Source organism: Acinetobacter sp. ANC 7912 (assembly GCF_039862785.1).
GTDB classification, from domain to species: Bacteria; Pseudomonadota; Gammaproteobacteria; order Pseudomonadales; family Moraxellaceae; genus Acinetobacter; species Acinetobacter thermotolerans.
Genome location: NZ_CP156795.1, coordinates 2,661,463 through 2,676,729, shown reverse-complemented (window position 1 = coordinate 2,676,729; position 15,267 = coordinate 2,661,463). Strand labels below are relative to the sequence as shown.

The following is a 15,267-nucleotide window of genomic DNA, read 5'->3' as shown; positions in this document are numbered from 1 at the left end:
ACCTTCCAGAAATATAATGAATTTTTATAATGACAGCATATACAAAAATAGCCTCTATGCAGAGGCTATTTTAGATAAATCCCTTATTAATATAAGGGATTTGTTTTACTTAGTATTTAAAGTTCAGAGAAAGGACTGCGTTACGGCCTTCTGCCTCAGTTGCATAGTGCGATGCATAAGCTTTAGTGAAATAACGTTCATCGGTCAGGTTGTTGACATTCAGTTGTAAATCAACATTTTTGTTCACGTTATAACGTGCCATAGCATCGTAGCGGACATAGCCTGGTACATATTTAGTATTAGCTGCATCACCATAGACTTTATCCATTGCCACTGCACCTGCACCAATTGTGAAAGCTGGTGTTAAGTCATAAGTTGTCCAAAGTGTTGCTGAGTTTTTCGCAACGTTTTGAACCTGGTTACCATCATTCGTACCAGCACCATCATCGACAATTTCGCTGTCTAGATAAGTATAACCTGCAGATACAGCCCATTTATCTGTGATATTACCATTTGCTCCTAGTTCAAGGCCGTCTACACGTGTTTCACCGATATTACGTGTAAAACCATCGGTATCAGCCGCACGGGTATTGGTTTTTTTAGTACGGAAAATAGCCGCGGTCAGATTTAATCTATCATCAAATAAATCCCACTTAGTGCCCAGTTCCATAGTACGAACTTCCTCAGGTTTAAGGTTGTTCATAGCTTGAGCTTGTTCTTCAGTTGTATTACGTCCAGGTACAGAAATTCCTTCTGAACCATCAGCAGCATCTACGCCTACTGGATTGGCGGAAGTTGCATAGCTTGCATAGATAGAACCATTCGGAAGTGGTTTATAAGTTACGCCCGCTTGGTAGTTAAAGAAGTCACTGTCACTCGCATACTTAGTATTTGAGGCGTGAATCGTTTGTTCGGTTTCAAACTTATCCCAACGTACACCTAAGTCTAGTAACCACTGTGGATTTAATTCAATATTATCTAATAGATAGATACCAGTGCTTTCTGTTTCTGTTGTACTTGCTTTTGGTGAGGCGGCGATTGAGCCTAACCAAGGATCTCTTGAATTAGGTTGGTAGGCATTGGTACACCAGAAGTTAGAAGTGGAGCCAGTAAGGCCTGAACAACCCTTAGAAGCACTTATGTTTGGTGTGCCATTTGGAAGTGTGGTCGTTGTTACGCCGAGATCGGTTAGATTATAGCTACCTTTATCAGACTCTTGACGAGAATACTCCACACCTGTGTTAAAGCTGTGTTTTAAAGCACCTGTATTAAACTTACCGGCTAAAGATAATTGATCACTAAATGTATCTGTGTCCGTAATACGTGTATTTGCACGACGAACCACTTGGCCATTGACGATATTTAGTTTTGAGTCATCTGGTTGTGTCCAGACATAGTCATTCTTAGATTTGCCATACACAGCAGTATTGCTGATGGTGAGATCATCAGTTAAATCATGCTCTAACTTTAATGTCCCAATTTGATTTTCCTGTTTTTGGAAATCACGATCTTCCCAACCATAATAAATGCCTTGTTTGGCGTTGAGTGGTTTGCCAGTAGCTGTTTGAGTAGCTGAATCCCAGTAAGGCACACCAGAATCAGGTGTATCGTCAGATTTTAAATAGTAATAGCTTAAAGTCGCACGGGTAGGGGTATCCAGGCCAAAAGTAATACTTGGCGCAATACCTGCACGTGAATATTCAGCACCGTCTTTTTGGCCGGCTTTTTCATTATGGTGACCCATTAATGCCACACGTGCTGCGATGCCATTACCAAAGTCTTTGTTACCATCTAAGGTAATACGTTGGTAATTATCTGTACCGCCTGCAACAGAACCTTCTAAAGAGTCACCTGCTTTAGCCACTTTAGAAATCATGTTGATGCTGCCGCCAGTCGTACCAGCACCACCCATGGCAGATGCGGAACCTTTAGTTACTTCAACCTGTTCTACTGCAAACATTTCACGGTTTTGTGAAGTCGCGCTACGCACGCCATCGACATACATCGAGCTTTCAGAGTTATAGCCACGAATAAACGGACGGTCACCATTCGGGTTGCCACCTTCACCAGCACCGAGGGTAATACCTGGGACATTACGCAAAGCATCAGCCAGTGTAGTGACCTGAGTATCTTCAATCAGCTGTTTGGAAATGACGGATACCGATTTAGGCGTATCCAATAAAGGTGCAACAAATTTCTTATTGGCTGAATTGTCTACTTTTAAGCTTGGTTCTTTTTCAGCAGCAACTTCTTGATGGATCGTTTCAAGTTGAATAACTTGCTCTTCCGCAACAGCGTTCACTGCGATCATAGAAAGAGAGGAGGCGATCGCAGAAGAAACGATTTTTTTACGTGACTTGATGAATGACATGTTAAACCCGAAGGATGCTTATTTGTGTATGCAAATAATAATGATTCTTATTTAAATTAAGAACTCTTTTTTCATAGCAAATAACTATCAATGATTTGAATTTAAATGGTTTAATAGATTAAAAACAGTGGTTTTCTTAATTTAAGTTTTTGTTTTTAATATAGATCTGATTATTGGATTGATATTGGTTTTTTTATTGGGAATTTATCCATTTTATTTCTGAAACCGAAAAGCAACGAAATCTTCTTAAAAACTCTATAAATGTTGTCATGGCTTTTCATCATGTCAGCTTTATTTGAAGAATTTTTAGCCTGAATTAAAATAATTTGGCTAAAAATCCGATTTGAACCAAAAAGGGCAGACTTTTAAGAAAAATTGCTATTTAAAGCAGCAAAAACGCGGTTTATGACGTTGTGTTTTGTATATCTGGAAATGTTGTCATATAATGTGGCACATTTTTATAAACCTGTTATTACCAAAATATAGAGGAAGCCATGCAAGTAACTTCTGAAGCGGTTTCGGGCGTTGCCCGTCGTTTAAACGTATCTGTACCGACGAGCCGTATTAATGAGCAATTTGAAGCTCGCTTGAAACGCACAGCTAAGACTGCGAAAATCAACGGCTTCCGTCCAGGTAAAGTGCCTCTAAACGTAATTCGTCGTGAATACGGTGCTGGTATCTACCAAGAAGTTGTGAACGACATCATCCGTGACACAGTTTTCGAAGCAATCCAACAAGAGAAAATCAACGCTGTTGGTATGCCAAACATCGAAAAAACTGAAATGAAAGATGATGCTTTAGTTTATGAAGCAACTGTAGAAGTTTACCCAGAAGTTGAAGTGAAATTCGACGGTCTGGAAATCGAACGCAACGCTGCTGAAGTAAACGACAAAGACGTTGAGAAGATGATTGAAAATCTTCAAAAACAACGTGCTTCTTGGGTTGAAACTAAAGGCATGGCGAAAAAAGACATGCAAGTCACTTTCGACTTTGAAGGTTCTATCGACGGCGAAAAATTCGAAGGCGGTTCAGCTCAAGACTTTAAACTAGTACTTGGTTCTGGTCGTATGATCCCTGGCTTCGAAGATGGCATCATCGGTATGAAGAAAGGCGAAGAGAAAGTTATCGACGTAACTTTCCCAGAAGATTACCAAGCTGAAAACCTGGCTGGTAAACAAGCTCAATTCAAAATCACTGTGAAGCTTGTTGAAAAACAAAAACTTCCAGAAGTTGATGCTGAATTCCTGCAAATCTTCGGTATCTCTGAAGAAGACGGCGTTGAAAAACTGAAAGCTGACGTTCGCAAAAACATGGAACGTGAAGTGAAAAACGGTCTTCGCAATCAAGTGAAAGCAGCAACTTTCGATGCGCTTGTAGCAGCGAACGAAGTTGAAATTCCAGCAGCTATGCTGACTCAAGAAATTGACCGTCAACGTCAACAAATGATCCAGCAGTTCACTCAACAGTTCGGTGCTCAAGGTGCGAAAGCATTTGATTCAAGCATGCTTCCAGATGAGCTGTTCAAAGAACAAGCTGAAAAATCTGTGAAACTTGGCGTACTGGTAAGCAAAGTACTTGCTGATGCGAAAATCGAAGTAGATCAAGCACGTGTAGAAGCTTATATCGAAGACATGGCTTCTTCTTACGAAGATCCAAATGAAGTGATTGAATACTTCAAAAATGACAAGCAACAACGTGCTCAAATCGAAGCTGTTGTTCTTGAAGACCAAGTTGTTGATCACATCCTAGCTGCTGCTAAAGTGACTGACAAACAGGTTAGCTATGAAGACCTATTGAAAGCTCAGCAAGCTCGCCAGCAAGGCTAAGTTCAGCTGAACTGAAAAAGGCGCTTTATGCGCCTTTTTTTAATACTTTAGCTTTCATTGACCTAATCAGTTTTTCACAAAACTAATGCAAAAAATATCATGGAATTTGTGGCGAATATTTTGCAATTTAGCCAATTATCCCTCATATTGTAATTATGGGTTAAGTCACAAAAAATTTAGGAATAAATAAACGTATGTATGTTCCAGCGATTGAAAACGCTTTAGTTCCAGTGGTGGTAGAACAGTCATCTCGTGGTGAACGTTCTTTTGATATTTATTCACGTCTTTTACGTGAGCGGGTAATTTTCTTATCTGGTGAAGTTGAAGATCACATGGCCAACCTGATCGTTGCGCAAATGCTGTTCTTGGAAGCGGAGAATCCTGACAAGGATATCCACCTCTACATTAACTCACCAGGTGGTTCGGTGACTGCGGGTATGGCAATTTACGATACCATGCAATTCATCAAACCGGATGTTGTGACTTACTGTATGGGTCAGGCAGCATCAATGGGTGCATTCCTGCTGAACGCGGGCGCGAAAGGCAAACGTTATTGTCTTGAGAATGCTCGTGTCATGATTCACCAGCCATTGGGCGGTTTTAAAGGCCAAGCCTCTGATATCGAAATCCATGCTCGTGAAATTCTGTTCATCAAGGAACGCTTAAACCGTTTGATGGCAGAACATAGTGGTCAGGACTTTGAAAAAGTCGCACGTGATACTGACCGTGATAACTTCATGACTGCTCAGCAAGCGAAAGAATATGGTCTCGTGGACGAAGTTCTCACGAAACGTCCATAAGTGTTAAAGATTGAGATATTGGAGAGACTATGTCCGAACATACTCAAGGACAAAAGCATTGTTCATTCTGCGGTAAAACGCAGTCTGAAGTCGGCAAACTGATTGCTGGCGAAGACGCCTACATTTGTAATGAATGTGTGGACGTATGCTTGGATTTGGTTCAAACCAGTCAGCAGGTCGAATCTGGTGATTGGGCGAATCGTCCTTTGCCGAAACCGCATGAAATCCGTGCGGCGCTGGATCAATATGTAATTGGTCAGGACGTAGCGAAAAAGACCCTGTCTGTTGCGGTATATAACCATTACAAGCGTCTGAAAGTGCAGACCAATGGTAAAAAACCGGATGATAGCGTTGAAATTGCCAAAAGTAATATTTTGCTGGTCGGTCCAACTGGTTCGGGTAAAACCCTACTGGCACAGACCCTTGCACGTTTGCTCGATGTACCATTTGCCATGGCAGATGCCACCACATTAACCGAAGCCGGTTATGTCGGTGAAGATGTGGAAAACATCGTACAGAAGCTGCTGCAAAAAGCTGACTACGATGTTGAGAAGGCGCAGAAGGGCATTATCTATATCGATGAAATCGACAAGATTACCCGTAAGTCTGAAAACCCATCCATCACCCGTGACGTATCGGGTGAGGGTGTACAGCAAGCCTTGCTGAAGATGATTGAAGGCACGGTTGCTTCTATTCCACCACAAGGTGGCCGTAAGCATCCGCAGCAAGAATTTATCCAGATTGATACCTCAAACATCCTGTTTATCTGTGGCGGTGCGTTCTCAGGTCTTGAGAAAATCGTGCAGCAGCGTCAGGAAAAAGGCGGTATTGGCTTTACTGCTGAAGTCCGTAACAAAGACGAAAGCAAGAAGCTGTCTGAACTGTTCCGTCAGGTAGAAGCAACTGACTTAGTGAAATTTGGTCTGATTCCAGAATTCATTGGTCGTTTGCCAGTCATTGCAACACTGGATGAACTGGATGAAGACGCATTGATGCAGATTCTGACCGAACCGAAGAATGCCTTGACCCGTCAGTACCAGCATCTGTTCGAGATGGAAGATGTAGACCTGGTATTTGAAGAATCTGCTTTACGTGCCGTGGCGAAAAAAGCGCTGGAACGTAATACGGGTGCACGTGGTCTGCGTTCGATTCTGGAAAATGCGTTGCTGGAAACCATGTATGACCTGCCAAGCCGTAAAGATGTCGGTACGGTAGTGATTACGGAAGCCGTGATTAATGGTGAAGCAGCACCGACTTTCCTGCCGGAACGTCAGCCAACTGAGGAACAGGCTGCGACACCCAAGGTCGACCTGAAAGTGGTGAATAGCAAGTCTGCTTAACTGCTATTCGTCAGAAACGTGCGAAAATGAACGGTTTTCGCACGTTTTTTTATTTGCAAAAAATAAACCCGATGTTACTCTCATCCCTTAGGACGTGGATGCCTGATTAATAAGATGAAGATTGGATTAAATACCTGCATAAAATAATAAAGACGCAGTGAGGGAAAAGCATGCGTGGAGCTGCACTTGTACTCATCAGTTGTATGACCTTGATGGGCTGTCATTCAAAGCACGCTGTTCAGGAACAGCAACTCACATCAACACTGAAAAATATCGATCTGAGCGAAGAACCTGGTTTTATAGAGCAGCATCGAGTGGGTATGTTTACCATTGGTGGTTGGGTCAATCAAAAACTGGGTCAACGTTTTACACCAGTGAAGCCACAACATGAACAGGCAGCGGTGGTCTATTTATACCGTCCGGATTCGAAATGGAACCGTCAGGAAATTGTGGCCGCCAGCCTGTTTATTAATCAGGAACGCATTCCAAGCCTGCTGCATAACCATTATTACTGGCTTGAATTGCCACCGGGTAGCTATCGTCTGAGTACCAGTCGTCCACTCGGTGCAATGCATTTCCAGAAGCCGAAATATTTAGATTTCACCGTAGAGGAAGGGCAGTCGTATTTTATTAAATATGATGAGGAAAATATTTCCACACGCCGTACCCAGACCGGCCCATTGATGTTGATGCCTGAAAATATTGGTCTGAATGAAATTGCCTATACCCAGTTGAAATCTGATAGTTATAACTTTGTCGCAGAAGATCAGAATACTGGAAAAATACGTAAAAAAGCCCAGAAAATTAAAGCCGTGGAATATGATCCTTCCGAGGATGTACAGCTGACCACGCCATTTAAATTGTGGAATCCTTTGACCTGGTAACCATTGATTTAACATTAGGCAAAAAAAAAGCACCCTGAATGGGTGCTTTTTTATGAAGCTCAAATTAGCCTGCAGCAGCGTCAACTACTGGAATCTTGCCAATTTTTGCTTGCCAGATTTTCGGCGCAGTTGCGTGTACAGAAGTACCATTCACGTCAACAGCAACAGAAACAGGCATGTCTTTTACAACAAATTTATAGATTGCTTCCATACCTAAGTCTTCAAAAGCAACCACTTCAGCTTCGCGGATCGCTTTGGATACCAGATAAGCAGCACCACCAACCGCCATCAGGTAAGTCGCTTGGTTGTCTTTGATTGCTTCAACCGCAGCAGGACCACGGTCTGCTTTCCCGATCATGCCGTAAAGACCAGTTGTTTCCAGAATCTGGCGAGTGAATTTGTCCATACGAGTCGCAGTTGTCGGACCAGCAGGACCAACCACTTCATCACCAACTGGATCGACAGGACCTACGTAGTAGATGAATTTGCCTTTCAGATCTACAGGCAGCTCTTCACCACGGTTCAGCATGTCGACCATACGTTTGTGCGCAGCGTCACGGCCAGTGTAAATAGTACCGTTCAGAAGCAGTGTGTCACCTGGTTTCCAAGAGTTCATTTCTTCTTGAGTGATGTTGTCTAGGTCAACACGTTTAGAAGAGGATGAATCCCAAGTTACAGCAGGGTAGTCTTCAAGGCTTGGTGCTTGAATGTGTGCAACGCCTGAACCATCCAGTGTGAAGTGTGCGTGACGAGTTGCAGCACAGTTAGGAATCATACCGACTGGTTTACCAGCAGCGTGACATGGGTAGTCTTTGATCTTGATGTCGAGAACTGTAGTTAAACCGCCCAGACCTTGAGCACCGATACCCAATGCATTTACTTTTTCAAAGATTTCGATACGAAGTTCTTCGATTTTGTTTTCTGGACCACGACGAAGCAGTTCGTCCATGTTGATCTCTTCCATTAATGCTTCTTTTGCAAGCATCATGGCTTTTTCAGCAGTACCACCGATACCGATACCCAGCATACCAGGAGGACACCAGCCAGCGCCCATAGTTGGAACAGTTTTCAGTACCCAATCCACGATTGAGTCAGATGGGTTCAACATCGCAAGTTTAGATTTGTTTTCTGAACCGCCACCTTTCGCAGCTACAGTGATGTCTACTTTGTTGCCTGGAACGAGTTTGTAGTGAATGACAGCTGGCGTATTGTCTTTGGTATTTTTACGACCGAAAGCAGGATCCGCCAGTACAGAAGCACGTAGTACGTTGGTATTTTCCAAGTAACCTTGACGTACACCTTCGTTAATCGCATCGTCCAAGCTCATGGTTAAATCAAATTTAACGTCCAAGCCCACTTCAACGAATACGTTTACGATACCGGTATCCTGGCAGATCGGGCGGTGGCCTTCTGCACACATACGAGAGTTAATTAAGATTTGTGCGATCGCATCTTTTGCAGCTTTGTTTTCTTCACGGTCATACGCACGACTCATCGCCTGGATGAAGTCCTGCGGGTGATAGTATGAAATGAACTGAAGCGCATCTTTAACCGATGTGATCAAGTCATCTTGCTTGATAATAGTTGTCATACAAAAATCTCTTGAGCGGGCTGATAGCTAGCGGGCTAAATTATATGACAAAACATAAAACTTGTGGGGTGTTTTAGGCTGCTTTTGGGCGAAAGTTTAATGTAGAAGCTGGTTCATAACAGTGGATTACTGGATGTCATATTTCAGTAAAAAAGTGTCATATTGGCTGTCATATTTCATGTTATAAACGCTTTAAAAGGCTTTAAAAATCTATTAAATATTTGAAATTTATATAAATTATAAAAAATACAATACAATTGTTTTTGTCATATAACTGTCATAATTCTTTTGCATAATGCCTGCATCAACACTAGAGACTTAATAATATGTCAGCTTCAGTTGTTCTTATGGTTCTTGCTTTCAGTGCATATATCGCAGCGACCTGGTTCTACGGTCAGAAAGAAGATCAAGCCTAAGCTTTATCTTCTTTTTTTATGCCTGAAATTTAATAAAAATTCCTTCTTATATAAACTCTAAAAAATCCTTCTATCTTTCCTTTCTTCAAGTTTTTAATACTCTATTCACCTGCTGAAACACGCTGTATTTTTCCTATTACATAATTAACCCAGAAATACGCAAAGCTAGCTAAACCCTTACACACCGCCGATTTTTTATTGCCTAGACTGATTTCTCTAAGCTTCTATCAAATAAAAAGGGCAATTGTTATGGCTACTATAAATCCAAGTGACATCCGGGAACATGCCTCAGTAATGGCTTCAGATGGCACCCAAGTGGAAAAGTCGACCATTTAGAAGGTCAGGATTCGATTAAATTAACCCGCAGTGATGACGAAAATAATGAGCACCATCTGATTCCACTGCGTTGGGTCAGTGAAGTCAAAGGCGATCAGGTGGTTCTAAATAAAACTGTTGATGAAGTCCACAGTCAATGGACAACGCTATAGGTTGAAGGACTTATTGTGACCATTATTTTTTCTCGGAAAATGATGATTGGAAAGATAAAAATGCCAGTTTAGAAACTGGCATTTTTATTGAAAGGGTGGAATTTTAAATAAAGTATGTAAAGCAAAAAAGCCACTCAATACGTTGATTGAGTGGCGAAAGCACAGATCGGGGGAATCCGTGAAATTAGCGATTTGCTTGCTGATCAGCCTGAATCGCCGTCAGGGCAATGGTAAACACGATGTCATCCACCAAAGCGCCACGTGACAGGTCATTCACTGGTTTATTAAGACCTTGCAGCATTGGGCCAACGCTAACCACGTTCGCAGCACGCTGTACCGCTTTATAGGTGGTATTACCTGTATTCAGATCCGGGAAAATGAATACATTAGCACGGCCAGCCACCTGCGAATCTGGTGCTTTTTGACGACCAACACTTTCCACCGATGCCGCATCATATTGTAATGGGCCGTCGATGAGCAGATCAGGACGACGCTCTTTGGCAATACGGGTTGCTTCAGCCACTTTTTCGACATCAGCACCAGCACCTGATGTTCCTGTGGAGTAGGAAATCATGGCAATACGCGGGTCAATACCAAAAGCTTTAGCTGAGTCAGCAGACTGGATCGCAATTTCAGCCAGTTGGGCAGCATCAGGATCCGGGTTAATCGCACAGTCGCCATAAACATAAACTTCATCTGGTAACAGCATGAAGAATACCGAAGACACCAGTGAATATTCAGGCGCTGTTTTGATCAGCTGGAAAGCCGGACGTACGGTATTGGCTGTCGTATGTACTGCACCAGACACCAGGCCATCAACCTGATCCAGCGCCAGCATCATGGTGCCCAGTACAACCGTATCTTGTAATTGCTCACGTGCTTGAAGTTCGTTGAGTTTGCCTTTGCGCAGTTCAACCATTTTCTCCACATAATTTTCGCGAATCAGGTCGGGATCAATAATTTCCAGATCGATTGGCAATTCAATATTACGGGCTTTGGCAACTTCGAACACTGCTTCCGGTTTGGCTAACAGGATACAGTGCGCTATACCGCGAGATTGGCAGATTGCAGCGGCTTGAATAGTACGCGGCTCATCACCCTCAGGCAGGACAATGCGTTTTTTCGCGGCAATCGATTTCTGCACCAGTTCATGGCGGAATGCAGAAGGGGACAGGCGTGGTTTGTAAGAACCATTGATCAACTGCGCAATCCATTCTTCATTCAGATGGCTGGACACAAAACGGGTCACCTGTTCCGCGCGTTCGGTATCATCACATGGAATTTCATTGCTTAAATTCGCCAGGTTTTGCGCTGTTTCAAAAGTGCTGAGTGGCGTATGTAGAATAGGCAGACCATGTTTGATCGCGGTCTGGCAGAACTCCAGTACCGCTGCATTTGGCTCATAATGTTCAGTCAGTACTAGACCGGCCAAAGGAATACCATTGCTGCTGGCCAAGCTACTTGCCAGCAACACATCAATACGGTCTGATGCGCTGATGATCAGTTCACCTGCGACGAATTTATGCAATTCATGTTCAATATTGGATGCAATTAAACTGCTATGTAACACACGGCGCTGTTTGGCTTCACCCTGGTTGATCCATTCTGCTGAAATATGGGCGGCCAGATCGGAAATACGTGGCACACTTAAAGTATTGCTGAATGGCACCAAGCCAATTACTGGAATCTTTTCAGAACCAATGTGTGGATAGGATTTTTGAATATCGGCGGTAAATTTATTGGTATCGCTGATCAGGCGTAAGCCTGGATCAATGGTGACTGGAATCTGTGCTGAATCTTCTGGTAGGCCTTTGGTGCGCATAAACAGGACACCCGCGATCCGGCTCAAAGATGAACCACCCAAGTAACGCAATTGGCTTTCCACTTTTTCAGCTGCGATTTCAGGCTGGTTAATATCCGCGTTGCTAACGATCACCACTTTGGCATCCAGTGCCTGAGCCAGTGCTGCATTCAAGCTGGGTGCAAAGGTATCACGGCTATTCGGCACCAGTCCTTCAACAATAATCAGGTCATGGTTCTTGGCAACCTGACGATGCAGCCGTACCGCATCTTCAAGTAATTCGTCGGTTTCACCCAAATTGAAACGCTGGATCAGGCTCTCATAAGCAAGTGGTTCAACCGTCTCGCTTTGGGTTAAATGACGATATAATGTCGTAGTGCGATCATTTTCCTGAGTCTTTTCCTGTGAAAAGGGTTTAACAAAACCGGCTTTTACACCTTGGCATTCCAGTGCATAAATCAGGCCTAAGCATGCGGAGGTTAAACCAACACCTTCCCCTGTTGGAACTAATAGAATGGTCTTCATAGCGTATTCAAATATCTAAAATTAAAAATAGAAGGTATAGGAATCCTACGCCTGCTTAAGCAAGCGCAGCCTCAGGTTCAGACTTTTTTACAGTCGTGTTCTCCACTTCCTGCTCAACCACGTGCTGGGTTTCTTTAGCAATACGGCCTTCTTCATCGGTAGGCACGACCCAGATTTGTGGGCCTGTGCCGTTGTCGATACGGCCTTCAGTACCGCGCTTTAATGCATTGTTGGCTTCTTTATCCAGATTAAAGCCGAAGTGTGGCAGGTAAACCATGGTTTTTTCACGAATATATGCTGAGTTTTCACCAATACCACCAGTGAAGAACAGGCCATCCACACGTGGCAGGCCACAGCTCAATGCAGCTAGTGATTTTGCTAGGCGGTAGCAGAATACTTCAATCGCCAGCGTTGCATCTTCATTGCCATTTTCAGACGCTTCAATCAGGGTACGCATGTCATTTGACAAGTTGTCGGATAAACCGAGCAGGCCACTTTCTTTGTTCAGCATACGGTCGATTTTATAAACGTCCCAGCCCAGGTTAGCTGCCAGGAAGCTGTGCAGGCTTGGATCAACATCACCACTACGGGTACCCATGACCAGACCTTCCAGTGGTGTGAGACCCATTGAGGTATCCATACTTTGGCCATTCCAGATCGCACAGGTCGAGCTACCATTGCCCAAGTGTGCGGTTAACCAGCCGCCTTGCTTGAAGCTACCTGCCAGTTCAGAACCACGTTCAGAAACATAAGCATGGCTGGTACCATGGAAGCCGTAACGACGTACGCCAAAGTCTGTATACAGGAATTTTGGCAGGGCATAGCGGTAAGCGTGTGCTGGCATGGTTTGGTGGAACGCGGTATCAAATACCGCAACCTGTGGCAGATCCGGGAACAGACGCTGGGTTGCTTCAATCCCGATCAGGTGAGCCGGGTTGTGTAAAGGTGCAAGAGGCGTTGCCTCACGAATTTTTTCAATGATTTCGTCAGTAATTAGTTCAGCTTTGGTCAGGCTGCCGCCGTGTACCACACGGTGACCAATCGCATCCGGTTTGTAGTTCGCAAGACGTTCCAGACCAACTTCCAGCGCTTTTTTGTGATCTGCAAAAGGAATATGAATATCGACTGGTTGGTCGCCGACAGTCACACCTTTAATACGGGCATTTTCAGTGCCTAAGTTTTCAGCTAAGCCGTGAATACGGAAGTTCTGTTCTTCAAGTAATAAAGCAAACTTGATCGAAGAAGAGCCACAATTAATAACTAATACTGATTTAGACACGATTGTTTACCCGATATTCTAATTAAAATTCTCATCCATTAAGTTGACCTGCTTGCGAGCAAAAAAGCGATGCAATTTAGATCAGTGATGATGTTTTAACATGCGGATTTTTTCTGTCCTAGATAGACTTTAGGTGATTAGACTTAAGCACTATCGATCATTCAAACAATTATAATTAAAATTTATCAGTTCATCGTTTTCATTTATGAATAAAATAGTACCTCATCCCGCGTAGTTTCATCTTGATCCAAATCTGAGAATTCTCCAAGTTTTTGCCAACTGAATACTTTGTTATAGTTTATACAAAGAATTGGTGAAAATATAAACAGACTACAAATGAATAAAGATAATCCTTATAAAATGTGACCCATGGGGTCAGTTATTGCGAGCTATCAATTTTCTTGCATTGATAAAAACAGCCCATTGAAAGGGCTGTTTTTCATTTGCTGAATTATTGGCGAATCTGACCGTCACCAAACACCACCCATTTCTGGGAAGTCAGGCCTTCCAGTCCGACTGGACCACGGGCATGAATTTTGTCGGTGGAAATACCAATCTCTGCGCCAAGACCATATTCAAAGCCATCGGCAAAACGGGTAGAGGCATTGATCATCACGGAGCTGGAATCCACACCTGCCATGAATTCACGGGCAATACTGTAGTTTTCCGTGATGATGGCATCGGTATGATGTGAACCATACTTGTTGATATGTTCAATCGCTTCTTCCACGCCAGAAACGACCTTGACTGCCAGAATCGGGCCAAGATATTCGGTATACCAGTCTTCTTCTGAAGCAGTTACAACCTGATCCCCCAGAATACGGCGAGTTTCGGCACAGCCACGCAGTTCGACCTGTTTTCCCTGATACAGTTCAGCGACACGTGGCAGGAATTCGGCAGCTACTTTCTCATCGACCAGCAGGGTTTCCATGGCATTACAGACACCATAGCGATGGGTCTTGGCATTTAGTGCAATTGGTAATGCCTTGAGTAAGTCCGCTTGTGCTTCGACATAGACATGGCAGTTACCATCCAGATGCTTGATCACCGGTACACGTGCTTCATTGGTAATACGTTCGATTAGCCCTTTACCGCCACGTGGCACGATCACATCAACGTATTCTGACATGGTAATCAAATGGCCGACTGCAGCACGGTCTGAAGTCTTGATGACCTGTACTGCAGCTTCTGGTAAGCCAGCGACCTGCAAGCCATGCTGAATCGCAGTGGCAATCGCTTGATTGGATTCCAGTGCTTCTGAACCACCACGTAGGATAATTGCATTCCCGGATTTCAGTGCCAGCGATGCAGCTTCTAAAGTTACGTTCGGGCGTGATTCGTAGATCATGCCGACCACACCGAGCGGCACACGCATTTTACCCAGCTGAATGCCGGATGGACGGTAAGCCATATCGGTGATTTCACCAATCGGATCGACCAGACTGATCACGTCATTCAGGCCTTGCAGCATACCTTTGAAACGTGCGGGAGTCAGTTCTAAGCGATCCAGCAGGGCACTGTCAAGATTGTTCTGGTGCGCTTTCGCCATATCAATCTGATTGGCAGCCAGAATTGCAGCTTCGCTATTTTTTAAAGCCGTATAAATTGCTGACAGGGCATTGTTTTTGGTTTGGGTGGACGCACGCGCCAAGACACGTGAAGCCTGACGAGCCTGCTGTCCTACCGTTTGCATATATTGTTCAATAGACTCTTGCATAGCGGTTTGATCACTTAGAAATATCTACCCGATATTAACAGTCTGTGGCGGGACAATGAAGTCCACTGTCAAAATTTCATGTGGATTTACAATAGCTAAACATTTTGAAATTGTTTTTATGGACAAAAGCAGACAAGCGGTTGCCAGATCAGTTGCTTGTGAAAAGCCGCTCTGTATAGAATGATTGCCAGCGACATTGATGTCAAATTACATAATAAATAAAGAGAAA

General features: G+C 43.6%; 9 protein-coding genes and 1 pseudogene. 5 read left to right on the top strand and 5 right to left on the bottom strand.

The genetic code is table 11. The annotated features are described in order from the left end of the window. Positions 1-109: 109 nt before the first annotated feature. Positions 110-2,371, bottom strand: coding sequence for a TonB-dependent receptor domain-containing protein (locus ABEF84_RS13130; RefSeq protein ID WP_347454696.1), 2,262 nt, complete (start codon positions 2,369-2,371; stop codon positions 110-112). A gap of 494 nt (positions 2,372-2,865) precedes the next feature. On the opposite strand from ABEF84_RS13130, the gene tig reads away from it, so the two are divergent. From tig to ABEF84_RS13110, 4 genes are all read left to right on the top strand, one after another. Continuing rightward, positions 2,866-4,197 (top strand): trigger factor, encoded by a 1,332-nt coding sequence (tig, locus tag ABEF84_RS13125; protein ID WP_034584354.1) that lies wholly within the window; start codon positions 2,866-2,868, stop codon positions 4,195-4,197. 194 nt (positions 4,198-4,391) lie between these two features. Next, positions 4,392-4,997 (top strand): ATP-dependent Clp endopeptidase proteolytic subunit ClpP, encoded by a 606-nt coding sequence (gene clpP / locus ABEF84_RS13120; RefSeq protein ID WP_034584353.1) that lies wholly within the window; start codon positions 4,392-4,394, stop codon positions 4,995-4,997. Between the two features lie 29 nt (positions 4,998-5,026). After that, entirely contained in the window at positions 5,027-6,337 is a 1,311-nt protein-coding gene (clpX, locus tag ABEF84_RS13115) for an ATP-dependent protease ATP-binding subunit ClpX (RefSeq protein ID WP_034584351.1), read from the top strand. Positions 6,338-6,507: 170 nt separating this feature from the next. Next, positions 6,508-7,221, top strand: coding sequence for a DUF2846 domain-containing protein (locus ABEF84_RS13110; RefSeq protein WP_347456001.1), 714 nt, complete (start codon positions 6,508-6,510; stop codon positions 7,219-7,221). Positions 7,222-7,285: 64 nt separating this feature from the next. Here the strand turns inward: ABEF84_RS13110 and ABEF84_RS13105 are convergent, their stop codons facing one another. Next, positions 7,286-8,812: a fumarate hydratase gene (locus tag ABEF84_RS13105; RefSeq protein ID WP_034586772.1), complete on the bottom strand. Its 1,527-nt coding sequence runs from the start codon at positions 8,810-8,812 to the stop codon at positions 7,286-7,288. A 665-nt stretch (positions 8,813-9,477) separates the two neighbouring features. On the opposite strand from ABEF84_RS13105, the pseudogene ABEF84_RS13100 reads away from it, so the two are divergent. Next, a pseudogene (locus ABEF84_RS13100) lies at positions 9,478-9,716 on the top strand (DUF2171 domain-containing protein). Positions 9,717-9,900: 184 nt separating this feature from the next. On the opposite strand, the gene pta reads toward ABEF84_RS13100, so the two are convergent. The 3 genes from pta to ABEF84_RS13085 form a co-directional block, all read right to left on the bottom strand. Continuing rightward, the gene (gene pta / locus ABEF84_RS13095) at positions 9,901-12,042 is read right to left on the bottom strand and encodes a phosphate acetyltransferase (protein ID WP_347456000.1); all 2,142 of its coding nucleotides are present in this window, start codon (positions 12,040-12,042) and stop codon (positions 9,901-9,903) included. A gap of 55 nt (positions 12,043-12,097) precedes the next feature. After that, positions 12,098-13,321 (bottom strand): acetate kinase, encoded by a 1,224-nt coding sequence (locus ABEF84_RS13090; protein ID WP_347455999.1) that lies wholly within the window; start codon positions 13,319-13,321, stop codon positions 12,098-12,100. A 451-nt stretch (positions 13,322-13,772) separates the two neighbouring features. Then, positions 13,773-15,038 (bottom strand): glutamate-5-semialdehyde dehydrogenase, encoded by a 1,266-nt coding sequence (locus ABEF84_RS13085; protein WP_347453173.1) that lies wholly within the window; start codon positions 15,036-15,038, stop codon positions 13,773-13,775. Positions 15,039-15,267: the final 229 nt, after the last annotated feature.

Excerpts from the sequence above, each read along its gene's own strand:
- ABEF84_RS13130 (WP_347454696.1), bottom strand. The coding sequence starts at position 2,371 with ATGTCATTCATCAAGTCACGTAAAAAAATCGTTTCTTCTGCGATCGCC.
- tig (WP_034584354.1), top strand. The coding sequence starts at position 2,866 with ATGCAAGTAACTTCTGAAGCGGTTTCGGGCGTTGCCCGTCGTTTAAAC.
- clpP (WP_034584353.1), top strand. The coding sequence starts at position 4,392 with ATGTATGTTCCAGCGATTGAAAACGCTTTAGTTCCAGTGGTGGTAGAA.
- clpX (WP_034584351.1), top strand. The coding sequence starts at position 5,027 with ATGTCCGAACATACTCAAGGACAAAAGCATTGTTCATTCTGCGGTAAA.
- ABEF84_RS13110 (WP_347456001.1), top strand. The coding sequence starts at position 6,508 with ATGCGTGGAGCTGCACTTGTACTCATCAGTTGTATGACCTTGATGGGC.
- ABEF84_RS13105 (WP_034586772.1), bottom strand. The coding sequence starts at position 8,812 with ATGACAACTATTATCAAGCAAGATGACTTGATCACATCGGTTAAAGAT.
- pta (WP_347456000.1), bottom strand. The coding sequence starts at position 12,042 with ATGAAGACCATTCTATTAGTTCCAACAGGGGAAGGTGTTGGTTTAACC.
- ABEF84_RS13085 (WP_347453173.1), bottom strand. The coding sequence starts at position 15,038 with ATGCAAGAGTCTATTGAACAATATATGCAAACGGTAGGACAGCAGGCT.